Raw genomic sequence first — 21,135 nt, 5'->3', positions numbered from 1 at the left:
TGTTCATTTTCTGGATTCCAGTCTGGAATGACATTGTTTTAACATTGTACCATATTACAATGTTCATACAGTTGTGATTGGTATGACAAGATAAGAGGTGCTAGAATAATGGAACCGAAGTCATACATAGAAAATAGGTTAGGTATTTTTCAACTTTTGCTATATACTCAAGTAAAAATCTCTCTTTTACAGATGGATACAGTAAAGTTTGTTTTATTACTGCCAACAATACTACTCATACTAGTTGCTGGTGTTTACCTATCGGTTAAACTAAAATGGTTGCAGATATTTAGACTACCGTATGCCCTTTCACTTATTGGAGCTAAAAGAGGAGAAAATAAATTTTCTTCTATAGCTGCTCTGTTTACAATCTTAGGGGGAAATTTAGGAGTAGGAAACATTTCAGGAACTGCTGTTGCTCTAAAAACCGGAGGACCGGGATCCATTTTATGGATGGCAATAATTATTGTTGTTACTTCTGTGATAAAATATGTTACTTGTTACCTAAGTATAAAAACCAGAAAAGAAAAAAATGGACGGTTTATAGGTGGACCTGTAGCCTACATGGCTGATGCATTTAACTCTAGAAAAGCTACAGTTGTGTTTCTAGTTATTATGATGATGGTTTCAATAACAGTTGGTAACCTTGTTCAGGTAAATTCTCTATCAATACCACTCAGCATGGTAGATATACCTGTAGTCATTGGCGGCATTGTAATGGCCATAATATTTTTTGTTGTTGCAGCTCTCAGCTTAAAAAAAATTAAAATTTTTATATCGGCTATGATACCGATAATGACGGTAAGTTACCTCACACTTTGCGGTATCATATTATTTAAGTTTAGTGAAAATATTCTTCCTTCTCTAAAACTAATAACAAGCAATTTTTTTACAACTAGTAGCTTTAACTCTGGTTTATCTTTAGGTTTAATTTTAGAAATGTTGACTATTATTCAAGTTGGAACTTTGCGAGGTATTTTTGCAACAGATATAGGACTTGGCCTCGAAGGAATTGTACACTCCTCGATTACTCCTAAAAAAAATAACAATAAATTTATCATTGAACAGAGTCTAATCACAATAATATCTCCTTTTATAGTTGCACTCATAGTATTCATTACAACAATGGTACTGCTTGTCACAGATTCTTGGATTACTGATTTAGAGAGCACTAACATGTGCATATTTGCTTTTAGAAAAGCTATGAATTGGCCCTATACTGACTATTTAATTATGGCTATAATGTTTTGTTTTGCCTTTACTACTATCTTTACTTGGTTTTTTTGTTCAAAACAAACAATACGCTATGTATCTATGGATAATAAATACACCAAAATCTGGACTGTAGTTTTTACCTTAATCATTCCATTTGGTGCAATTGGTGGAGTTAAGTTACTCTGGGATATAGCTGATATCTCGATTGCTGCTTTGCTTTTTATTAACATACTTGCTATACTCAAGCTCACTTCTCAAGATCCAGAAGTATTTACTATGAGTAGCAAATACTTGAAGTTGCAAAAACAGAGCTAAAGCAATATTTTAAGTTGTCATCCCAGTCTGGAATCCAGCCTTTCATGAACTTCATCAAAAATGTTATGTTTTAACATAATAATTTTATGCTCACTAACTGAGTGCGACTGGATCCCAGTGGGCTTTGTTGCATAGCAGGAAAAAAACTAGCGATTACTGACAAAATTCATTATAAAATGACGATTTAACTGATTAAGGATAAATATGTCACAAAAAATGAGAGTCAGTAACCAAGGTAAATATAACAAATTTCTTCAAGAAAGGGGAAATATTTTTCATTATATCAACTACGCCATTGAAAATTGGCACGAAAATAGACCAAAAGTAGCAGGTGGGAACAATATTTACAGCGATAAAGTTGTGATTTTGGTTCATATAATAACTTATATATTTAGAATTGGCTTGAGACAAACTGTGGGGTTTATAAAAGGATATCTGGAGCAAATAGGAAAAATTTTGCAAGTTATCAGCTATTCACAAGCATCAAAAAAAACTCAATATTAAGATTAATGACTGCAGAGTTAACAAAAACGATATGAAGGATATTGAAATTGCCATAGATAGTACAGTTATCAGCATCTACAATAATATTCCGGGCCATAGTAAAGCAAATGGTACAGACAGAAAGTATCGCCGCTATGAGCAAACAAGAAAGCTACATGTAATGCTGGAGATAGGTAGCAAAAAAGTTATAGCTGCAAAATACAGTAGTGGAGTTTATTCCGACCACTATGGAGCTTGCGATTTGCTGGAAAAATTTGATGTTAAATATGCTATAAAAGCACTATATGCAGATAGTGCATATGATAGAAAAAAGCTCTATAAGCTGTGTAATCAATATGGCATAAAAACGAAAATCCCTCCGAAAAATAATGCAGTAGAGCATCCAAAGTTAGACTATATGGCTGAGAGAAATTCTGCAATCAAGCTCATAAAGTCATATGATGAAGATGATATAAAGAAATGGAAAAAAGAGATAAATTATGGGAAGAGATCTTATATAGAAAGTTTTTTCTCGCGACTGAAGCAAACATTTGGGTTTAGTTTTAGGAACAAATCTGAGGTTAATCGTGAGAGAGAACTGCTACTCAAGTGTTATTTACTTAACAAATTTACTGAAATCGGCATGGCTAAATTTGAGATAGCTTCATGAATTTATTGTATGTTACCTACTATCCGAAGAGCTATGCAACAAAGCCATCCCAGTGTCAGCTACTAGAATGACATACTTTTTGGTGAAAATTACTCTTATATTATAACGTTTGTAGTTATGAATTTGACTATAGGATCAAGTCTAGAAAAATCTAGATTCCAGACTGGAATGACAACTTAAATTGCTTGATGTGAACATAAAATAGCTCATGTCATCACGTTAGCAATACAACTTCTTTAATAAAAACTAAATCAATTCCCGTAATAATTGTACTAGCTAAGGCTAAAAGGCAGAGGGTTATTAGTGAGGGAAAATATGAATACTCAAAGCACACAACAATATCATGAATTCATTCGAGGATTTTTTACTTTATTCGATGAAATAAAAAAGGAAGACGACCCAATTTATAATTCCAGAGTTGGTTTTAATGCAGTAAAGTTTCTAATAAAGCACCCCATCTGGAATTTGGAGACAGATGAAGACAAAAATAAAGCTTATGAAGTTATTCTTCCAGAGCAGAACAAGATAAAGAAAGCCGAACAAAAGCTTGAAAGTGAAGTTAAAGCAAGGTTAAAAGAGTATGTTGATGATATCGCAGGAGTTTCAATATATGGCGATCACGCAAGTATTACACTGGGAGATGACAAAAAAGAGTTTAAAATCAGCGAGTTTTTAAATAGTGACTTTTGTCAGAAGAAAGGAATTTCGGGATTTTCAACGCTGCATAGTGATGGAAAGAGCGGAATGCACGGTTTTGTTGCCGAAGAAGGAGAGAAAAGAATAAGGCATTATGTTGTAACCGATGGTTCATATGAAATGACTTTGAATTGGCATGACAAAAATGGAAAAAAATGTACTATCAAAATCAAGATTGATAAAGATGGTGTAGATCTAACTGAACGTAATGGTGTTACTGAGGAACAATTAAAAGCAAACACAGATGTAAAAATAGGTGGCTTATTCCTATATCAAATACAATTCAAGGAGAAAGGACAAGAACAAGAGAATCAACAATCATCTGAAACTTTCATAGAAAGTGATATTAGTAAAGGTATCGGCGTTCAAGCTACTCAAGATCAAGAAGTTGAGTTTAAGCATGTAACGACTAGCACTACAAATTCTAATAACGCATCTGCTAAAAAGATTCCACCGTCACTGCCACCTAGAGCTAGTTCATTACCTAATAATCAGAAAAAAGATGAGTATCAGCCAATACGGATTAATAGTAGAAATAACTACAATTCTCCATATTCTGATGCTTCTTCAAGCAGTACTATTTTCACCAAGTCTGTAATCTACAATCAAGATAATACACAAGAGGATGAACGGTATGACAATCCTACATTTGCTACATTTGGACATGCTGTACCTGGAAGCCGAAAATCAGATGAAAGTGAGCAAATATCTAATAATCGGCAAAAAGGTGCAATTTTTGATCCTACAACTACTGAAAGCGCTGCACCAGTACAAGACGTTGCATTCAAAAAAGTTAAAGATGCATTTAAGTATGAAAACGCTAAAGAATCACGCAATACTGGAAATAAGCAACCACTAAATGATGTAGCTTCGATTCTTGCATGGAAAGCAAAAAATGAGTTATTACGTAGTGAAAGTGAGTATGATGAAGAATTTTCTGACTTCGAAGATGGTTGGAGCAATAACGAAGATGAGTATATAACGCTTTCAAATCCTCAATCAGATTATAAACAAGAAAAAGATTATCTTAGCACTAAGGAAAACGAAGAAAGAGGAAACGATAAACAAAAAGAAACCGAAGATAAATTACAAGAAAATGAATCGCTAGAATACAGCTCAACAGACATAAAAACAAACGATTCGGGCTATTCATCTCCAACTCACTCTAATCATGAAAAATCTCGAGTAAATTCTGGACAGTTAAAAGCGAGCCTAATGAATGTTGAACAAAGAGATGATACCCTACTTACGGAATTTACCAGTAAGTTGGATAAAGAAACTCAGAAGTTCCCACTAAAACCGGTGGATCAGAAAGAAATGAGCGAACAAATCAAAGAACATTTATTAGCAGCTGGATTGCTAAAAGACAATGCAGAGGAGAAAGAAATAAACGACTCAGGTTACTCATCTCCAACTTACACTAGTAACTATAATTTTCAGGTCAATTCTGAGCAATTAGAGAAGAAATTAGAAACCATTGAACCAAAAGATACATTGGAAAAATTGAATAAAGGATTGAGAGAACCTTCACACCAGGCTACTAAAGATTTATTCTCAGAAAGTATGTTGAAAGAAATAAAAGAAGGTAAAAAATATGACCCTGTACGTAAGTTATTAGAAAGAAAAGTGGCAGAACAAGAAAATGATAATACTAATCTGACTATAGACAAAAATAGCGAACTATATAAATTGCTAGAAAAAGATGCAGCACAACTGAAAGCTGGAATAGTAGAAGAGGAAAGAAAAGATACTTTAACAGAACGCAATGATAGTCCTGATCGCAATAGAATTGCATTAGCAAATAGAAATAGAATCTGGGCTAAACTTATTGCTGAAGAAAAACAAAAAAAGGACAATGGTATTAGTATAGGTTAAAGTAATTACTTAGCAAGCAATGGGTTTCATGTAATGGTAACCCTATTACAGAAGAGTATGAGCCACGTAAAAATAATACAAACATTCCTGCAAGACCTTGTATGTTGCACCCCCCTGCCCTGTTTTTCCACTCTTCTGATGCTAAATAATATTTAATTTCTTGTTCGCTGAGACGCTTAAATTTCACTATTGTAACTACAGTCCTAATATGCTGTTTAGATTGATCAGGAGTTAATAAACACACACTGGTGTATACTCTATGCCTTCTTCCTGATAACAAGCGAACGCATTTTTCTGCTTGCTCAACGTTTTCAGCTTTGAGCAGTATCCTTCTACCACAAGCAACAACTGTATCAACACCAAGCACAAAGTAATTTGGATTTGAACTTTGTGTTTTCTCAGCTTTACTTTTTGCCATACGGATTGAGTAATCTCTTGGAAGTTCCTTTTTTAAAGGAACTTCATCTATGTCTGCTGGCAAAATTAAACCTGGCTCAATATTTATTTGTTTTAGTAAAGCTATACGCCTTTTCGATGATGAAGCAAGAATAAGATTATTTAGAGATCGTCCTGTCACTTGTACCTTTAAGCCTTCTAATTATCCTACCCTTTTTTGCATTCCTATCATAAACACTCATCTCAACCAACACCCTATCGCCTATAATTATGCGTATTTTACTTCTTCTCACTTTCCCTGATACATGACAGATAATCTCATGTTCATTGTCCAGCTTCACTCTAAATTCTGCTGCAGGTAGTAAAGCAGTTACTGCCCCTTCCACTTCAAAAATTGTTTTTGATTTGTCTTCTTTTATCATTGTCGTATTATAATTTAATAATCTTTTTCAGTCTACTATAGATTTTAAATTATTATCAATACAGGAGATTTTTATACTCTACTTGAGTATTGCTCTTGCAACTTAACTCCAATCATCTCCTTAACAATGCAAGAGGAAAGCGAGCTACCTACGCTTCTACTCTCTACTACCTTCTCAATAGAAGTTATGTTAGAAGATAAATCATTATCACAATTTTCCTCATCGCTATCAAGTCCACTATCAAAACTTGAAGATCTGGATAACTCTGTCTTCTTTTGTGAGGCACTATCAGGCTCACTAAAAACGTTTCCTGCTAGAGTATAAAATTGATGATTGAAGCTTCTTTGTTCAATAGAACTCATGTTAGAAGATAAACCATTATCACTACCATACCCGCCATCAGAGCTTGAAGATCTGAGTAACGTCATCTTTTCTTCCAGTGGAACACAAGACTCATTATTAGTCTCATTAAAAATATTTCTTGTTGGAGTATAAAATTGATTATTGAGGCTTCTTTGTTCATCAGCATGAATTTTTTCTCCCAGTCCATCAGCTATTTCTACAACTTTATCATCCCATTCATTCTCACACTCTAGCTTGCTTCTTAACTCTTCAACTTCCCATGCTAGTTTGCATATCCCTTGTTCATAAGATTCCAGTTGTGCTTTATGCTCATCTTTCAACTCTTGCACTTGAAGTTTTAAATTGCTTACATACTGCTCCTTTTCCTTCATTATGTGTGCTGCTTCTTTTAATTTGTCTTCTAACTCCTTCTTTTCTGTATTAACACCTTTTAGCTTACCCTCTAGCTTTCCTTTTGCTTCACATACATTTTTAAGTTCTTGTGCTTTCTCTTGTAACTCTGCTAACACACTTGCTAACTTTTCATCTTTTTGTGCCAGTTCAGTTTGCAATTCCGTGTTTTTTCGCTCTTCTTTTCCAAAACTGTTTTGTAAATCAGTTATTTGTTGTGAAGCAATTTCTGGTTGAGTTTCAGTATGCTGTAAATTGGCTTCCAATGCATTGCTATTAATAGAAGGAGAAGAAGGAAGGCTATTATCAGCATCAACTTTATGATCTAACTTCCCCTCTGGTTCCTTACCTTGATAAGCCACCATAGATTCATTGTAAAGATTAATAGGAGTAGCCCTATTCTCTTCTAGTGATTCCATTACAGCATCATATAAGGAGAGACCTTGAATATATAATTCATCGTTTTGCTTTATTAATTCTAGAATCTCCTTCGATGAAACAAAATCTTCACCATTAAATTTTAGTATTTCAGTTATGCCATCGCTACTCACATTCATAATCATGGTACACATTCCTGATCCATCTTTTGCAGCCCAAGTGCTTGTCATTTCATAATATGCACCTTCTTTAAATTCATAATATCTTTTCTTATCTTTTTTATGAGCGTGTATTTCATGTTTTTTATTGCAATAGATATTCAGTTCTTTAATATCTTTCTCTTGCTGTAAAACGTCACTAATCTTTGTTGGCTCACTATTGTCGTAATGAGTAAGGTTAATATTCAAAACTTTATTATTATTGTCAATTTCTTCACAGTAAACTTGAAAGTCCTCTTTCCATTTTCCAAAATACCTACTTGCAACTTCTTTTCCTTCCTTTACTAACTCTATGTATTTACCTATATTTTTCTCAAAGTCCTCATTAACAGGCTTTTCTCTTTCTTTTACTGCTTCATCCACATACATTCGCTTAAAATCATTATCACCTATTAGATTACTAAAACGCCAATTACCATAAGCTTTTTGTATATCAGTAAAGTCCATCTTTTCTCTCAAAAGCGCTAATAAGCTTATCTTATCTCTCAAATTTTCTAACTCACAATCGAGAAAATCATCGAAACTGCATAACTTTTTATACAGTTCCCTATCTTCTATAATTGAGCGAAGAAATTTCATTATAGTAAGGTTCTTAATGGAAGGCTCATTTTTTTCTGCATCATTAATATAGCTTTTGAGAAATTGAAATATACCAAGCCCATCACTATCTTGGACAAACTTCTCTCTATCATTAACACAATTGTTGCCCTGTGATGAACATAATCTATTATGCAATTTTTGCAAGTCATGTATTGACTTAACTACATATTCTGCAACTGACAATTCTCTCAGCTGATCACTTGTTTTTTCCGCTTTTACTGCTTTGTCTCCCTTAGTCAAACCTGCAATCATAATACGCCTCCTTTAACTATGTTTATATTATAACAATCAACATGTATTTAAGAAAAATCACACTGCTCACTGTACGTTTACGCTGCTACTTTGCATAATAGATTGCTTGAAGTCACACAAGTATCGTTTTTTATTAGATAAAAGTTAACAAGACGTTTTCATAGATTTTTAAGCTTAATAACATCCTCTCTATTGGGACTAGTTGAAATTAGATGAATTGGTACACCTATTAATTCTTCTATTTTTCTCACATATTTCATCAAATTTGCAGGTAATTCCTTAACTGACCTTTTGCCTTGAGTTTTCTCTTTCCAACCAGGAAATTCTTCATATATTGGCTCTAATTCTTTTTGTATTGAATGTGATGCGGGTAAATAATCATACATTTTTCCGCCATACTTATAACCAGTGCCTATTTTAATAGTATCAAAAGAATCAAGAATATCTAATTTGGTTAATACAATGCTTGAAACTCCAGAGAGTTGTACGGCCTGGCGCACTAAAACTGCGTCAAACCATCCGCAGCGCCTTCTTCTATTGCTTACTGTTCCAAGTTCCTTACCTATAGAAAATAAGCTGTCTCCAATCTCGTTATTTTGTTCAGTAGGAAATGGACCATTACCCACTCTTGTTGTATACGCTTTTGCTACACCAATAATGTGAGCATTGTAGGATAATCCTGAGCCTGTTATCGCTTGCGATGCTACGGTATTACTTGAAGTAACAAAAGGGTAAGTTCCGTGGTCGATATCTAAAAATGCGCCTTGAGCGCCTTCAAATATTATTTTCTTACCTTCTTTCATAAAATCATTTAATATCTTCCACACAGGTTTTTTATATAAAAGAATTTTTTCTGAAATCTCTTGAATTTCCTTTAATATTTCTTCTTTTTTAACTACCTGGTAGTTAAGTCCTTTTCTGATAGCATTATGGTAACTCAGGAGAGCATCCACTCTTTGATTCAGCTCATCTGTGTTTTCTAAGTCACAAAGGCGTATAGCTCTCCTGCCAACTTTATCTTCATAACATGGCCCTATCCCTTTGTTTGTTGTACCAATTTTGTGATTTCCGTTTAAATCTTCAAATAGCTTTTCCTTGTCCTTATGTACGCTAAGTATTAATGGACAGCTCTCGGATACCATCAAGTTGTTATAGTTTACGTCCACTCCTTTAACTTTCAATGACTCTATTTCTGAGACTAGAGCATGTGAATCAAGAGCAACACCGTTTCCTATAATAGATATTTTGTCCGCTCTCAAAACAGCAGAGGGCAGTAAATTTAATTTATAAACCTCATCATCTATTACTATAGTGTGCCCTGCATTATTTCCTCCCTGAAATCTCACAACTACATCTGCATTCTCAGAAAGATAATCTACTATTTTACCCTTGCCTTCGTCACCCCATTGCAGACCAACAATTACAATATTATTCATCACTATTTTCTAGATTAATACGTAAATATTAATGCAGCATGCTACAAATGAAAAGAGAAATCTACGCCTTTCCTATATCCCTAAAATAAAGAAATAGACTATCGACTTTTTTATATATTATAAAATTATTCATCATTATATGGTACAACTTACAGCATATTTATAGTAAGGTGTTAATTATGAAAGAGGCAAAGAAGAGTCCGGTAGTTAGATTAAAGGCCACAGCTAAAGAATTCAATTTTAGTAAATTAAGAGCAGATCAAGATAATAAATTAGCGAATTCCGGTGAAACAATGTTCTTAGATTTTCAAAGAATGAATTTTATTATTAATGAAAAAGAAATAGATAAAAATTTTATTATTGCATTTAAGGAAGGAGCTAAAGATTATAAAAATGAGATTTTTAACCGTGATAATTTTGATAACCTCTCTGAAGAAGGTAAAGCTTTTATGGAACCAGTACTTAAGGAGCTTGATCAAGATAGACTATCTGAAGTTTGGGAAAATCATTGTAATAGCCCTACAGTTGCTGATGAAAAAAAAATTGATGAATATAGAAAGGAATTTGAGAGATTTTATAACGCAGGGAGAAGCTCTTATCATCTATTCTCCAAAAAAGATTACCGTGCATTAGCAAAGGAAATTTTCAAGGAAATGTTCAGGTACGCTGGGGCAGAAGTTCCAAGTAATGCTATTTTAGAAGAGCTAGTCACCAATTGTAATCAAGCAGGGTATGAAGCTGGTATATTTAATGAATCTCATGCAGCACTCAGTAGTTGTAGCTTGATTCCACATAGTCCTAAAAAAGCGCTAAACATTTACTGCACTGATCACAACCACATAAAAGTGAAGTCTGATATGGCAATGCCTATAACCACGCTTAACAATCCGAAAGAGAAAATATGTGACCTATCCAGCTCATTAGAATTCACACTTGAATCTCAAGATAGCAAAAATGGTATAATATATAAAGAAGGTAAGTTATCACTTACTATTCCTGAAGAGCTAAAAAACTATAAAGATAATGGCAAGAGCTTGTTTGACATTATTAAAGAATATTTTCAGAAATTCTGTGCAGAACTAGGATTTAAATATGAGACAAAAATACAAATAGAGCATGACTTAGGTACTCAAATCAAAGTAAATAACTATTTAGATGGTACGATATCAACCATAGGATCAGATGCAAATGAAGAATTTATTAATCTTTTAAGCAAAAACCTCAGAGAGAAGTTATTGGAATCAGGAGTTGCTCTAGGAGGTGAAGATGTTGATGATATTATTGAAGTCAGAGTATCTGCAGTTATGGATCTACTGCGTGATTATACTAAATTGGAAGATAATAAAGAAAACAGAGAGTTATTAATAAGTGAAGTAGCAGATAATTTAGGGCTTTCCACTCAAGATAAAACAGCATCAGAAGTATTGATGGAATTAAACTCTTTACCTTCTTCGATAAAAGGTCAGGTTAATCATAATCAAGTGCAGTTTGTTGTAAATATTTTTACCAATTTAATTGTTGAAGGAAAAAGCGAAGTATACAAAGAAAAAAATGCAATTAATGCAATTGATGCAATTCATCAGAAGATAGATAAGGCAATTGTTGAGCAAGAAAAAAGAGCAACCAACAAACAAGATATAGAGAATGATAAATGGACAGATAAAATAAAAAAACAGAGATTATCTATGGAATCACATGGGCATTTGCATTAAAGATACTGTGTACAGAGGCGTAGTATGCTCAATTTTCGTCTTTCATTTAAAGCACTCACATTGACCAAACACACTCAATCCAAAGCGTTTGTAGATTCGATATCTTGAGTAACTTGACGCAGAGAGAATTGTATACCTTAGTCAACTTTTCTAGCGGTATCCATAAGGTAAATCATTATTTGAGTGTTACACCCAAGCCCTCTTTATTTTCCTCTGTTATCAAGCTAAAAATACCATTTGCTTTCATTATGTATACGAAACTATTATGCTTGCAAGAAAAAAAACCCTAAAAAACTGGAAAAGAGAATAGGAATTTGACATAAGCTATTCCCAAATTTTCAATGTTCATATGGTTATAAGCAGTACAGCTATTAATCATCCATTATTGATATACCTGAATTATTCTCAGTAAATAAATCAAGTATAATGTTAGGTACTCTACCATCAACTATGTGAACAACCCCTGCACATTCTTCTACCATTTTAGTATATGACATAAGCCTTTCAACAAATTTTTCTCCTTTAATTTTTCCACAATCAATCGATTCTTTTAAATTTTTAATCAAGACTCTTCCATTGCCAACTTTGTTTATTTCTTCATCTGTATCACTCAAGATTATCATTTTAGATGCGTAAACTGCAAGTGCAATTGCACTTGCAGTGCTATCAGTATCAATATGATATGTTTCTCCATTTTTTCCATAACCGATAGGTGCAATAACTGGTATAGAATCTGATTCTTCAATAAAGAATAATATATCAGGATTGATTTCAGTTGGTCTACCGATAAATCCCATGTCTAGTATTTTTTCAATATTATTTAATCTATTTTCCCTAAGCGTAGTGCTTATCTTTTCAGCTTTTATGAGGTTGCCGTCTTTTCCACATAGTCCAATGGCTGAACCACCAGCAGAATTTATATGCTGAACAATTTTTTTATTAATTGAACCACACAGTGCCATTTCAATGATTTTCATAGTGCTTTTGTCTGTAAGTCTGACACCATTTATAAACTTATCATTCATACCTAGCATTTTTAACACTAAGTTAATTTCATATTCTCCGTCATGAACTACCACCGGATTTATACCAAGCTGTTTCAACAGAACAACATTATGCGCAAAAGCACTAAGCAGCGTTTCATCTGAGATTATTACACTGCTGCATTTGATGATAAAAGTTTCGCCTACAAATTTAGGTATGTTAGACAGAACTTCAAATAATATTTCTGTTTTTTCCTTCAATGGCATCTTACCATTTAAAGATTCATCACTTTTCATTTTTTTATCTTGTAAATTTGAAAAACTCATCTCTTACCTTGGTGATTTTATGCTTAACACGAATGCTTATTTGATGAATTGATACATGTTCATTATTAACCCACTTTTGAGTATTTTCTAGAATAGCATCTAGACTTTCCTGATTCACTTTATCTATTTTTGTTAGCACAATATTAAAGTTAATATTATTACATATTAACCAATAAACAAAGTCTTTGTCTATTTCTTTTAATCCTACCTTGCTATCTATAAGCACAAACACTCTTTTTAGATTTCTCCTGTGAATTAGATAGTACTCAATTAGGTTTAAGTATTGTACTGCTTCTTCCTTGCTTGCACAAGAATAGCCATAACCCGGTAGGTCGACAATCCTAAACTTATCATTGTACATAGAGTAAAAATTTATTTGTCTAGTGCATCCAGGTTTAGAAGAAACTCTTGCAGCTTTTTTGCTGTTTATCAGCAAGTTGATTAAACTTGATTTTCCTACGTTTGATCTACCAGCAAATGCAATCTCTGGAGCCGACTCATCTGGTAATGATTTTTTGTCTGAAGCTCCAAATATGAAGCTGCAGATTGATGTTATCTGTTTTGCCATTATACTTAGGTAGAAATATTCGAGACAATTATAGTGTTATTGCTTGATATAAGAAATTTTTTATTTCAGTATATATTACTTACTTAAACAGCTGAAAACTAGACCTGTACTATATGGATATAGAGAATAATTTACAAGACTTAAAAAAAAAGTTTTCTGATGTAGAGAGAAATCTGGAAAACCCTACCAATTTGAGTCAAAAAGAATTCGTTAGTTTTTCAAAGGAATACTCTGAACTCAGACCAATTATCGAGATAATCGATGAATATAATATATTAAAAGAGGAAATTTCAGATTTAGAAGAAATCATGAAAGATGAGAACAGCGATGGTGATATAAAAGAGTTAGCAAAAGAAGAACTTCTTGAGAAGCAAAAGATACTATTACCGAAAGTAAAAGCAAAACTAAAGTTGGCATTATTACCCAAAGATGAAGATGACTCAAGAAATGCAATATTAGAAATTAGAGCAGGCACAGGCGGAGAAGAAGCAGCATTATTTGCAGCGATGTTATTTCGTATGTATCAAAAATATGCAGAAAGAAGAAATTGGAAGTTTGAGCCAATAAGTATTTCTAATACAGGTATAGGTGGCTATAAGGAAGCTTCTGCACTCATTAATGGAACAGAAGTTTTTGCAAGACTGAAATTTGAGTCAGGGGTGCACAGAGTACAAAGAGTGCCAGAAACTGAATCCTCAGGAAGATTGCACACTTCCGCAGCTACTGTTGCAATATTACCTGAAGTAGAAGAGGTTGACTTTGAAATAGAAGAAAAAGATTTACGCATAGATGTTTATAGATCCAGTGGTCCTGGAGGGCAATCAGTGAATACAACTGACAGCGCAGTAAGGGTCACCCACTTGCCAACAGGGATAGTTGTAATACAGCAAGATGAAAAATCGCAGCACAAAAATAAGGCTAAAGCGCTCAAAGTGTTGAGAGCAAGGCTATACGAAATTGAAAGACAAAAAAAAGAAATGGAAAGGTCAACAATGAGGAAAAGCCAAATTGGTTCTGGAGATCGCTCTGAACGTATAAGAACTTATAACTTTCCACAATCAAGAATAACAGATCATAGAATTAATCTCACTTCACATCGACTAGAACAGATTATAAAAGAAGGTGAACTAGATGAATTTATTGAGGCATTGATTTCACGAAATGAAGCAGAAAGGTTGACTGGAGGGGGTAATGTTACTTTTTGATGGAAATTTGAAACAAAGCATAGGTATCAGGTTAAAAAGAAGTAAAGTTAGTTGTTCATAAGGTTGACAATTATTTAAATTTATGCTATAATTAGCAGCTCTATAACTTACAGAAACCATGGAAGTTGACTTTAATCAATATGTTAATAGTAACACCTTAGAGTTAAATAATCTATATGTATATATGGAAAAGCTAGTAAACTTTTTACAGAAAAAGCAAAATATTACAAGCTTGACTTTATCTAATTGTTATATTGATGCTCAGTGCGGAGAAGTTTTAAATGAAGCATTAGAGAATATTAATCTTCCAAATATTACTGAGTGTAAATTAACTTCTAGCATTATTGGCGCAGAAGGCTCAATAGCAATCACTAAATGTTAAAGAATGGTAACTTTCCAAATCTTATTAAACTTGATTTAATTTCTAATGATATTGATGTTGAAAGTGAAATAATATTAATGAGTGCGCTAAGAACCTGTCTTGAAAGGTAATGAAGAAAAGAGTATGATGAGGTAAGCAAAAAATAGGAGGGTAAGTTGTATCCAAGTGATATAAGTGACAAGGAATGGGAAATTTTAGAGCCCTATGTTGCACAAGGAGCGATAGGACGACCAAGAAAACATAACATAAGAACAATTATTAATGCAATAAGGTACATAATGAGGGGTGGTTGCCAGTGGAGAATGCTACCAAAAGATTTTCCTCCATGGAAAACGGTGTATGACTATTTTCTCAGGTGGCGTAATAATGGAAAATTGAAAAAAATACATGACATGCTAGTAAAAGAGGTAAGAAAAATGGTTGGCAAAAATGAAACACCTTCAGTAGGTATAATTGACAGTCAATCAGTGAAAACGACTCAAAAAGGGGATCAAGAGGATATGATGCCGGTAAAAAAATAAAGGGTAGAAAACGTCATATTATTGTAGATACACTAGGTCTTGTAATTACTGCAGAAGTACACAGCGCAAGCATTCAGGACCGTGATGGTGCTACCAATCTTTTTGTTCAAGCTAAATGCAAAGCTCCAACATTACGTAGGTTTTTTGCTGATCAAGGGTATAAAGGTAAATTACAAAATCGATGTTTGTTGGAAACTGGATGTTTGCTAACGATTACCAAGAAATTGGTTGATACAGGATTTCAAGTTATTCCTAAACGTTGGATTGTAGAACGAACCTTTGCCTGGCTTTCCAATTTTAGACGCATGAGCAAGGATTACGAACATTCTCCTCTTACTTCAAAAAACAATATCTTATTTAATATGATTACTTCTATGCTTACTAAATTAGCCAATTAACTCCTTTCAAGACAGGTTCTAAGGGGTGGTAGTTTTTCAAATATTAAAGAATTTAATTTACTTTATGACAACGTCTGCAACGAAGGCATAGCAGCATTACGTGAATCATAGAACAACAATATGCTTCCAAATCTTATTAAGTTTAGTTTTCCCTTTAGTATTACTAATGATAACAAAGATATGGAAATGTCAAGCGAATACCTATTCGGTTAATAGCATCATATAGAAAAAGGCAAGTTACATTTATTTGTTGCTGCTCATAGAACATCCAAATTCAACTATAGACCTGCTAAAAGGTGTAGGAAATCTTACTGCTATTGACATTATTGCGAATACACCTACGACAATGTTGCAAATTTTTATTTTCCTTTCCATTATGTCCAGAAGAGTTCGGTAGCTCTTTTACGCGAAATACCACATTTACGTCCTCAAGGTTAATTTCAATTCTCTTGACCAATGTTCTGATAATATCACGTTTAGTTAACCAGTCTGCGTTATCAAGGTTTAACGTAATATTGGAAGAAAAGTCTTCTAAATTGGCCACAACCAGAGTTACCTCCTGTTCTAATTCCTTTTGATAAAATATCTTTTTCTTCTCTTCTTTAATTGTTTTTAAGCTTTGTTTCATTGCTTTAATTCGTGGTTCAAATTCCTCTTGATTGATATATTCTTGAGCATAACTATCGATAAGTCTAGCAATACCACGTTTTAATTTATTTTCTTGTTTCTCTAGCAGGTCACTTTTTTGATCCAATGATGATTTTTTTAGTTCTGAAAGCCTACGCTTGTATTCTTCTAAAATCCTGTTTGGATTTTTCAATAACTGCTTAACCTCTTCCCACACAGCTGTTTCTAATGCATCTGAGCGAATGGGTTTATTGTCACAAATCTTATTACCACCAAAACGGTAAGAATCTTTACCACTACAACGGTAATATGCATAATGACCACCTTCTTCTTCTCGTCTACTTCTCATGCAAGTTCCGTAACATCCGTAATTACAACGCTTACATATGACTAAACCTTGTAGTAAGTACTTTGCTCCTCTTTTTCTTGTCCTTGCTACTTTTCTATTTTCAGCTAATTGTTCTTGAACAATATCAAATATATCTTCATCTACTATATTTGGCACTTTAATATAAATCCAATTTGCTTTTTCAACAGGATAGACAGAGTGGTTACTTTTTGGCTGCTCACAAGAGCCTTTCTGTGGTCTTACTTGCTTTAATCTTACTCCTAACCTTCTTCTACCAAAAGCTGCTTGTCCTTTGTAAGCAGGGTTTTTCAACATACTCCAAATTGTACCTTTATTCCAGCGTTCTTTTCCTTTTTGTGTCTTAATGGACATAGTATTTAGCCGACGACATACTTCCCCAATACTTGTTCTTTCTCTGCCTATCCACAAAAATACTTTACGAACGACATCAGCTTCTTTTTCGTTAATCTCAAATAAAGCTTGTCCTCCTCCCATATGCTTATCTATATAACGATAACCATAAGGAGCTCCTCCCATTACATTTACATAGCCTTTGTTAGCTGCATAGATTTTACCACGACGACTTCGTTCCATAATTTTCGCACGTTCATATTCTGCTATCATACCTTGCATTTGTAACAGTAATTGAGATTCTGGGTTACCGTTAATCTCATAATTTAAAAAAACCACTTTTGCTCCTGCTTTTTCAAATTCTTCAATCAGCACCATTTGATATGCATATTTTCTAGATAAACGATCAGGAGAATGAATGTAAATCTTATCAATTTTACCTTCTGTTACTTTATCACGTAATTTTTCTAAATCAGGGCGGACTAAATGAGATCCACTGTAGCCGTTATCAATAAATTTATACTCACTTAACAATCTGTATCCGTCCAGATTAATTTGCTTCTCTAAAGCTGCAATTTGACTTTCTATCGTATTTCCTTCTACTTGTTTCCCCGAAGAAACTCTCGCATATAAACATACTGTTACCATTTGACCCTCCTTGAATCCCATTTTTATGTTTTAAGTTTTTTTGACTTATTTCCTTTGACACTACCTTTTCATAAGCATCTGATAAGCATTGTTCTGCTAACCGATTAGGTTCATAGCTACAGCTAATTTGGATAGCTAATCTCTTGTTTCTCATGACTTTTCCTTGAAATAATATGTTCATATCATTCCTTAAAGCCGATGGTTAATTGATTATTAGCGCTATAAGTAAATCGGACTCTTGGTTCTGGACACAGAAGTTTTCGAGAAATGGTTTTCTCTAGTTTTATTTTTATGTTTTTTGCAACATTGTCGGTAGTGTAAACAGACTCCTATTGGTGAAAGCGTTAGTAGTGACGACAACGGTTTAGCACTTGAAACTACGTTTGATACTTCTTCCTACTCCGAAATAAATTACGACGGGGCAGCTAATGAAGTTGATAACCAAACTTTAGAAAGCCTGCAAACTCAAGTTCAGTTGAAAGATAGCCAAATTCGGAAGTTAGAAAAGCCAGGTAAAGAATTAAAACATGTTGAGAAAGAACTAGAAAAATCAAAGAGTGACGTAGCTGGACATGAGACTCGGTTAGAAATAGTTGATAAGCTCAGTAAAGAGAATCAATCACTAAAGCAAAAAATAAAAGATCTGGAAAACGAGAATACAACACTTAATAGTGAATTAAGCAAAACCAAAGCAAATAAAGTATTACTAGAAAAAACAGAAAAAGGACAACTATCTTTCTTAAAAATTGCTTCTGTAAACTTTGCAATCATGTTGACAGTAGGTGTTGCCTTTAGTATAGCCTTCCAATTACCAATTCTATTGATGATTGCAACTTCTGTGATGTCTTCATTGATAGTCGGTGGAGTTACATACGCACTATCACCGCAACCTACTGAATTAAAAGAAGTAAGTATTCAATGCTCAATGCAACATGATGCTTGTAAAACTTAACTTGTGCGCTTCCTGGTAATTTTGATATAGTTATTTCAGTTGCAATCTACAGGTTTACAAATGGCAATCTTAAGTGTAAGAGAAGCTTTATGCACAGCGATCAGAGAAGAAATGCAAAATGACCCTGATATATTTATCATGGGTGAAGAAGTTGCAGAGTATGATGGTGCTTATAAAGTAACGAAAGGATTACTGAAAGAGTTCGGAGAAAATAGGGTAGTTGATACACCCATTACTGAACATGGATTTGCTGGTCTTGCTGTTGGAGCAGCATTTGCTGGACTGAGGCCAATAGTAGAGTTTATGACTTTTAATTTTTCTATGCAGGCTATCGACCAAATTGTGAATTCCGCAGCAAAAACAAATTATATGTCGGGTGGACAACTTGGATGCCCTATAGTATTTCGTGGACCAAATGGTGCTGCAGCAAGAGTTGCAGCACAACATTCTCAGTGCTTTGCATCTTGGTATTCGCATGTTCCAGGGTTGAAAGTAATAGCACCTTACTTTGCCTCCGATTGCAGAGGTCTGCTTAAAGCTGCAATTCGTGACCCTAATCCGGTAATATTTCTAGAAAACGAGATCGCTTATGGACATGATCATGAAGTTCCTGACTCTGAGCTATCAAATAAAGATTATCTACTTGAGATAGGCAAAGCTGCTGTTATACGGGAAGGAAAGGATGTAACTATCACTGCTTTTTCATTGAAACTAATGGATGCGTTAAATGCAGCAGATTTACTCTCTAGTGAAGGAATAGAAGCTGAAGTTATCGACCTCAGAACCTTAAGACCACTTGACACTGAAACAGTTATTAACTCTATTAAGAAGACCAATAGATTAGTAAGCATAGAAGAGGGTTGGCCATTTGCAGGAATAGGAGCAGAACTCTCAGCCATGGTTATGGAACAAGGATTTGACTACCTTGACGCTCCGGTTGTACGGGTAACCGGCAAGGATGTCCCCTTACCTTATGCTGCAAACCTAGAAAAGAAAGCATTACCACAAGTGGAAGATATAGTTGAAGCTGTGCACCAAGTCTGCTTTAGAAAGAAATAGTCCTATTGACTCTTTTTTTTATCTCCCGTTCCACATTCTTCCATAAAAGAGGCATTTGTAGAGTTTATACCACCCATTACTTTTATGACAATAGTTTTAGCACCAAAAAACACAGCGCAAAATACACCGAGGGCGAAAAGAGCAGGCCACGGCATTCTACCAAATATCGCAAGTAAAGCTGCTCCTATTATCACTACGGTCATAAGCGGTCCACCTATTCCCCAAACGTAGCCAATAATATTACATATTACTTGAGCAGTTGTATCGTCATTAGAGTTAGCAGCACTTCCAACATGAGAAAAAGAAATAAATAATACTATAAGTAGAATACAAAAAACCTTTCTAATTGTAGGGTTCATCCCTATACCTTAAGTTTAAATATTATAATTATATCTAAAATAGTATAATTTTCAGTAAAACTAGCATTGTGATTTATACAATATTGCATAGCAAATGATGTCTATTGGTTATCAATCACTGTCAATTACTTGAGAGCTTATTTCGACTTTCGAAAAAGAGCAATAACACCCATGAGTAAAATTTCACATTACCACTTTTATGTGTTATGATAAGCTTAAATTTATAAAGAAAATAAAATTGAAAGAATTGAGAGAGAACCGGATAGCAAGAACGAGAAAGTTTTTATCTTCACTGTTTTTTTTGCTACTAATTGCGCTATCAATACGTAGTTTTTTATTTGAGCCATTTCATATTCCTTCTGGTTCAATGAAAAGCACTCTACTTGAGGGAGATTATATTTTTACTAGTAAATATTCATATGGTTATAGTAAACACTCTTTTCCATTTTCTCCAAACATCTTTAGCGGTAGAATCTTTTATACCCCTCCGGAGCGTGGTGATATAATAGTTTTCAAGCCTACAAGAAATGACAGCATTAGATTTGTTAAGCGGGTAATAGGAATACCGGGCGATAAAGTGCAAATGATAGAGGGGGAGTTATATTTAAATGATCAGAAAGTAAAGCGAAGACAAATTGAAAATTTTTTTGATTATGAGTCAAAGCGTAATATAGCAAGATACATCGAAACACTCCCGAGCGGCAAGGAGCATGAAATTCTAATAGATAATCTTTCTAATAAGTTATCATACAATACTCCAGTTTATTATCTGCCTGATGATCAATTTTTTGTTATGGGAGACAATAGAAATAATTCTTTTGATAGCAGATTTTCTGAAATTGGGTTAATACCAACTGAAAATATAGTTGGACGCGTAAGCATGGTTGGTTTATCGTTTAAATTAGGCAAAGTTGATTGGTTGCCGTTTGATTTTAGGTTACCTATTGCTCTGAGATTTGACAGGGTACTTCACAAAGTTGTATGA

Annotated in this window: 19 protein-coding genes; 11 read left to right on the top strand and 8 right to left on the bottom strand. The window is 33.9% G+C overall.

Going from position 1 to position 21,135, the window contains the following annotated elements; translation table 11 throughout:
• Positions 1 to 192: 192 nt before the first annotated feature.
• The 4 genes from ABWU56_RS03335 to ABWU56_RS03320 all read left to right on the top strand — a co-directional run bounded on the left by ABWU56_RS03335 (position 193) and on the right by ABWU56_RS03320 (position 5,254).
• A complete protein-coding gene (locus ABWU56_RS03335; protein WP_353281957.1) occupies positions 193 to 1,530 on the top strand; it encodes an alanine/glycine:cation symporter family protein in 1,338 nt (445 codons plus the stop codon).
• Between the two features lie 204 nt (positions 1,531 to 1,734).
• Positions 1,735 to 2,034, top strand: a complete 300-nt coding sequence (locus tag ABWU56_RS03330) for a transposase (protein ID WP_264683157.1) — start codon at positions 1,735 to 1,737, stop codon at positions 2,032 to 2,034.
• 31 nt (positions 2,035 to 2,065) lie between these two features.
• Positions 2,066 to 2,683 carry a transposase gene (locus tag ABWU56_RS03325; RefSeq protein ID WP_353281873.1) on the top strand — a complete coding sequence of 206 codons (618 nt, stop codon included), beginning with the start codon at positions 2,066 to 2,068 and terminating at the stop codon, positions 2,681 to 2,683.
• A 315-nt stretch (positions 2,684 to 2,998) separates the two neighbouring features.
• The gene (locus ABWU56_RS03320; protein WP_353281871.1) at positions 2,999 to 5,254 is read left to right on the top strand and encodes a hypothetical protein; all 2,256 of its coding nucleotides are present in this window, start codon (positions 2,999 to 3,001) and stop codon (positions 5,252 to 5,254) included.
• Here the strand turns inward: ABWU56_RS03320 and ABWU56_RS03315 are convergent.
• The 4 genes from ABWU56_RS03315 to ABWU56_RS03300 all read right to left on the bottom strand — a co-directional run bounded on the left by ABWU56_RS03315 (position 5,241) and on the right by ABWU56_RS03300 (position 9,709).
• The gene (locus tag ABWU56_RS03315) at positions 5,241 to 5,831 is read right to left on the bottom strand and encodes a Maf family nucleotide pyrophosphatase (protein ID WP_264686397.1); all 591 of its coding nucleotides are present in this window, start codon (positions 5,829 to 5,831) and stop codon (positions 5,241 to 5,243) included. The two genes, ABWU56_RS03320 and ABWU56_RS03315, sit on opposite strands and share 14 nt — an antisense overlap.
• Complete coding sequence (gene infA / locus ABWU56_RS03310; RefSeq protein WP_052264695.1) at positions 5,809 to 6,072, bottom strand: translation initiation factor IF-1; 264 nt, start codon at positions 6,070 to 6,072, stop codon at positions 5,809 to 5,811. The genes ABWU56_RS03315 and infA overlap by 23 nt, the downstream gene beginning before the upstream one ends.
• 71 nt (positions 6,073 to 6,143) lie before the next feature.
• Positions 6,144 to 8,273 carry a hypothetical protein gene (locus ABWU56_RS03305; RefSeq protein ID WP_353281868.1) on the bottom strand — a complete coding sequence of 710 codons (2,130 nt, stop codon included), beginning with the start codon at positions 8,271 to 8,273 and terminating at the stop codon, positions 6,144 to 6,146.
• A 158-nt stretch (positions 8,274 to 8,431) separates the two neighbouring features.
• Positions 8,432 to 9,709: an adenylosuccinate synthase gene (locus ABWU56_RS03300; RefSeq protein ID WP_010401253.1), complete on the bottom strand. Its 1,278-nt coding sequence runs from the start codon at positions 9,707 to 9,709 to the stop codon at positions 8,432 to 8,434.
• Between the two features lie 179 nt (positions 9,710 to 9,888).
• On the opposite strand from ABWU56_RS03300, the gene ABWU56_RS03295 reads away from it, so the two are divergent.
• Positions 9,889 to 11,421: a hypothetical protein gene (locus ABWU56_RS03295; protein ID WP_007302823.1), complete on the top strand. Its 1,533-nt coding sequence runs from the start codon at positions 9,889 to 9,891 to the stop codon at positions 11,419 to 11,421.
• Positions 11,422 to 11,792: 371 nt separating this feature from the next.
• Here the strand turns inward: ABWU56_RS03295 and argB are convergent, their stop codons facing one another.
• Both argB and yihA read right to left on the bottom strand, forming a co-directional pair.
• Positions 11,793 to 12,731 carry an acetylglutamate kinase gene (gene argB / locus ABWU56_RS03290; RefSeq protein ID WP_017531630.1) on the bottom strand — a complete coding sequence of 313 codons (939 nt, stop codon included), beginning with the start codon at positions 12,729 to 12,731 and terminating at the stop codon, positions 11,793 to 11,795.
• The gene (yihA, locus tag ABWU56_RS03285; protein ID WP_369800778.1) at positions 12,706 to 13,302 is read right to left on the bottom strand and encodes a ribosome biogenesis GTP-binding protein YihA/YsxC; all 597 of its coding nucleotides are present in this window, start codon (positions 13,300 to 13,302) and stop codon (positions 12,706 to 12,708) included. The genes argB and yihA overlap by 26 nt, the downstream gene beginning before the upstream one ends.
• Positions 13,303 to 13,412: 110 nt before the next feature.
• Here yihA and prfA point away from each other — a divergent pair, with 110 nt between their 5' ends.
• From prfA to ABWU56_RS03270, 3 genes are all read left to right on the top strand, one after another.
• Entirely contained in the window at positions 13,413 to 14,504 is a 1,092-nt protein-coding gene (gene prfA, locus ABWU56_RS03280) for a peptide chain release factor 1 (protein ID WP_010401258.1), read from the top strand.
• A 118-nt stretch (positions 14,505 to 14,622) separates the two neighbouring features.
• Positions 14,623 to 14,886, top strand: coding sequence for a hypothetical protein (locus tag ABWU56_RS03275; protein ID WP_264375588.1), 264 nt, complete (start codon positions 14,623 to 14,625; stop codon positions 14,884 to 14,886).
• 155 nt (positions 14,887 to 15,041) lie between these two features.
• Positions 15,042 to 15,805 (top strand): IS5 family transposase gene (locus ABWU56_RS03270; RefSeq protein ID WP_353281091.1). Its coding sequence is split into 2 segments (ribosomal slippage): positions 15,042 to 15,396 and positions 15,396 to 15,805, totalling 765 coding nucleotides; the frame shifts between segments, so codons are not numbered across the junction.
• A gap of 289 nt (positions 15,806 to 16,094) precedes the next feature.
• Here ABWU56_RS03270 and ABWU56_RS03265 read toward each other — a convergent pair.
• Entirely contained in the window at positions 16,095 to 17,801 is a 1,707-nt protein-coding gene (locus ABWU56_RS03265; protein ID WP_264336141.1) for a recombinase family protein, read from the bottom strand.
• Between the two features lie 454 nt (positions 17,802 to 18,255).
• Between ABWU56_RS03265 and ABWU56_RS03260 the strand changes: the two genes are divergently transcribed.
• Together ABWU56_RS03260 and ABWU56_RS03255 are read left to right on the top strand one after the other, a co-directional pair.
• Entirely contained in the window at positions 18,256 to 18,732 is a 477-nt protein-coding gene (locus ABWU56_RS03260; protein ID WP_353281865.1) for a hypothetical protein, read from the top strand.
• A gap of 60 nt (positions 18,733 to 18,792) precedes the next feature.
• Positions 18,793 to 19,791 (top strand): pyruvate dehydrogenase complex E1 component subunit beta, encoded by a 999-nt coding sequence (locus ABWU56_RS03255; protein ID WP_353281863.1) that lies wholly within the window; start codon positions 18,793 to 18,795, stop codon positions 19,789 to 19,791.
• Between the two features lie 2 nt (positions 19,792 to 19,793).
• Here ABWU56_RS03255 and ABWU56_RS03250 read toward each other — a convergent pair whose 3' ends face one another.
• Positions 19,794 to 20,150: a TrbC/VirB2 family protein gene (locus tag ABWU56_RS03250; protein ID WP_007302624.1), complete on the bottom strand. Its 357-nt coding sequence runs from the start codon at positions 20,148 to 20,150 to the stop codon at positions 19,794 to 19,796.
• A 199-nt stretch (positions 20,151 to 20,349) separates the two neighbouring features.
• On the opposite strand from ABWU56_RS03250, the gene lepB reads away from it, so the two are divergent.
• Positions 20,350 to 21,135, top strand: a complete 786-nt coding sequence (lepB, locus tag ABWU56_RS03245; protein ID WP_353281862.1) for a signal peptidase I — start codon at positions 20,350 to 20,352, stop codon at positions 21,133 to 21,135.

Source organism: Wolbachia endosymbiont (group B) of Horisme vitalbata (assembly GCF_964028625.1).
GTDB lineage: Bacteria > Pseudomonadota > Alphaproteobacteria > Rickettsiales > Anaplasmataceae > Wolbachia.
This window is presented reverse-complemented; position numbering and strand designations above follow the sequence as displayed.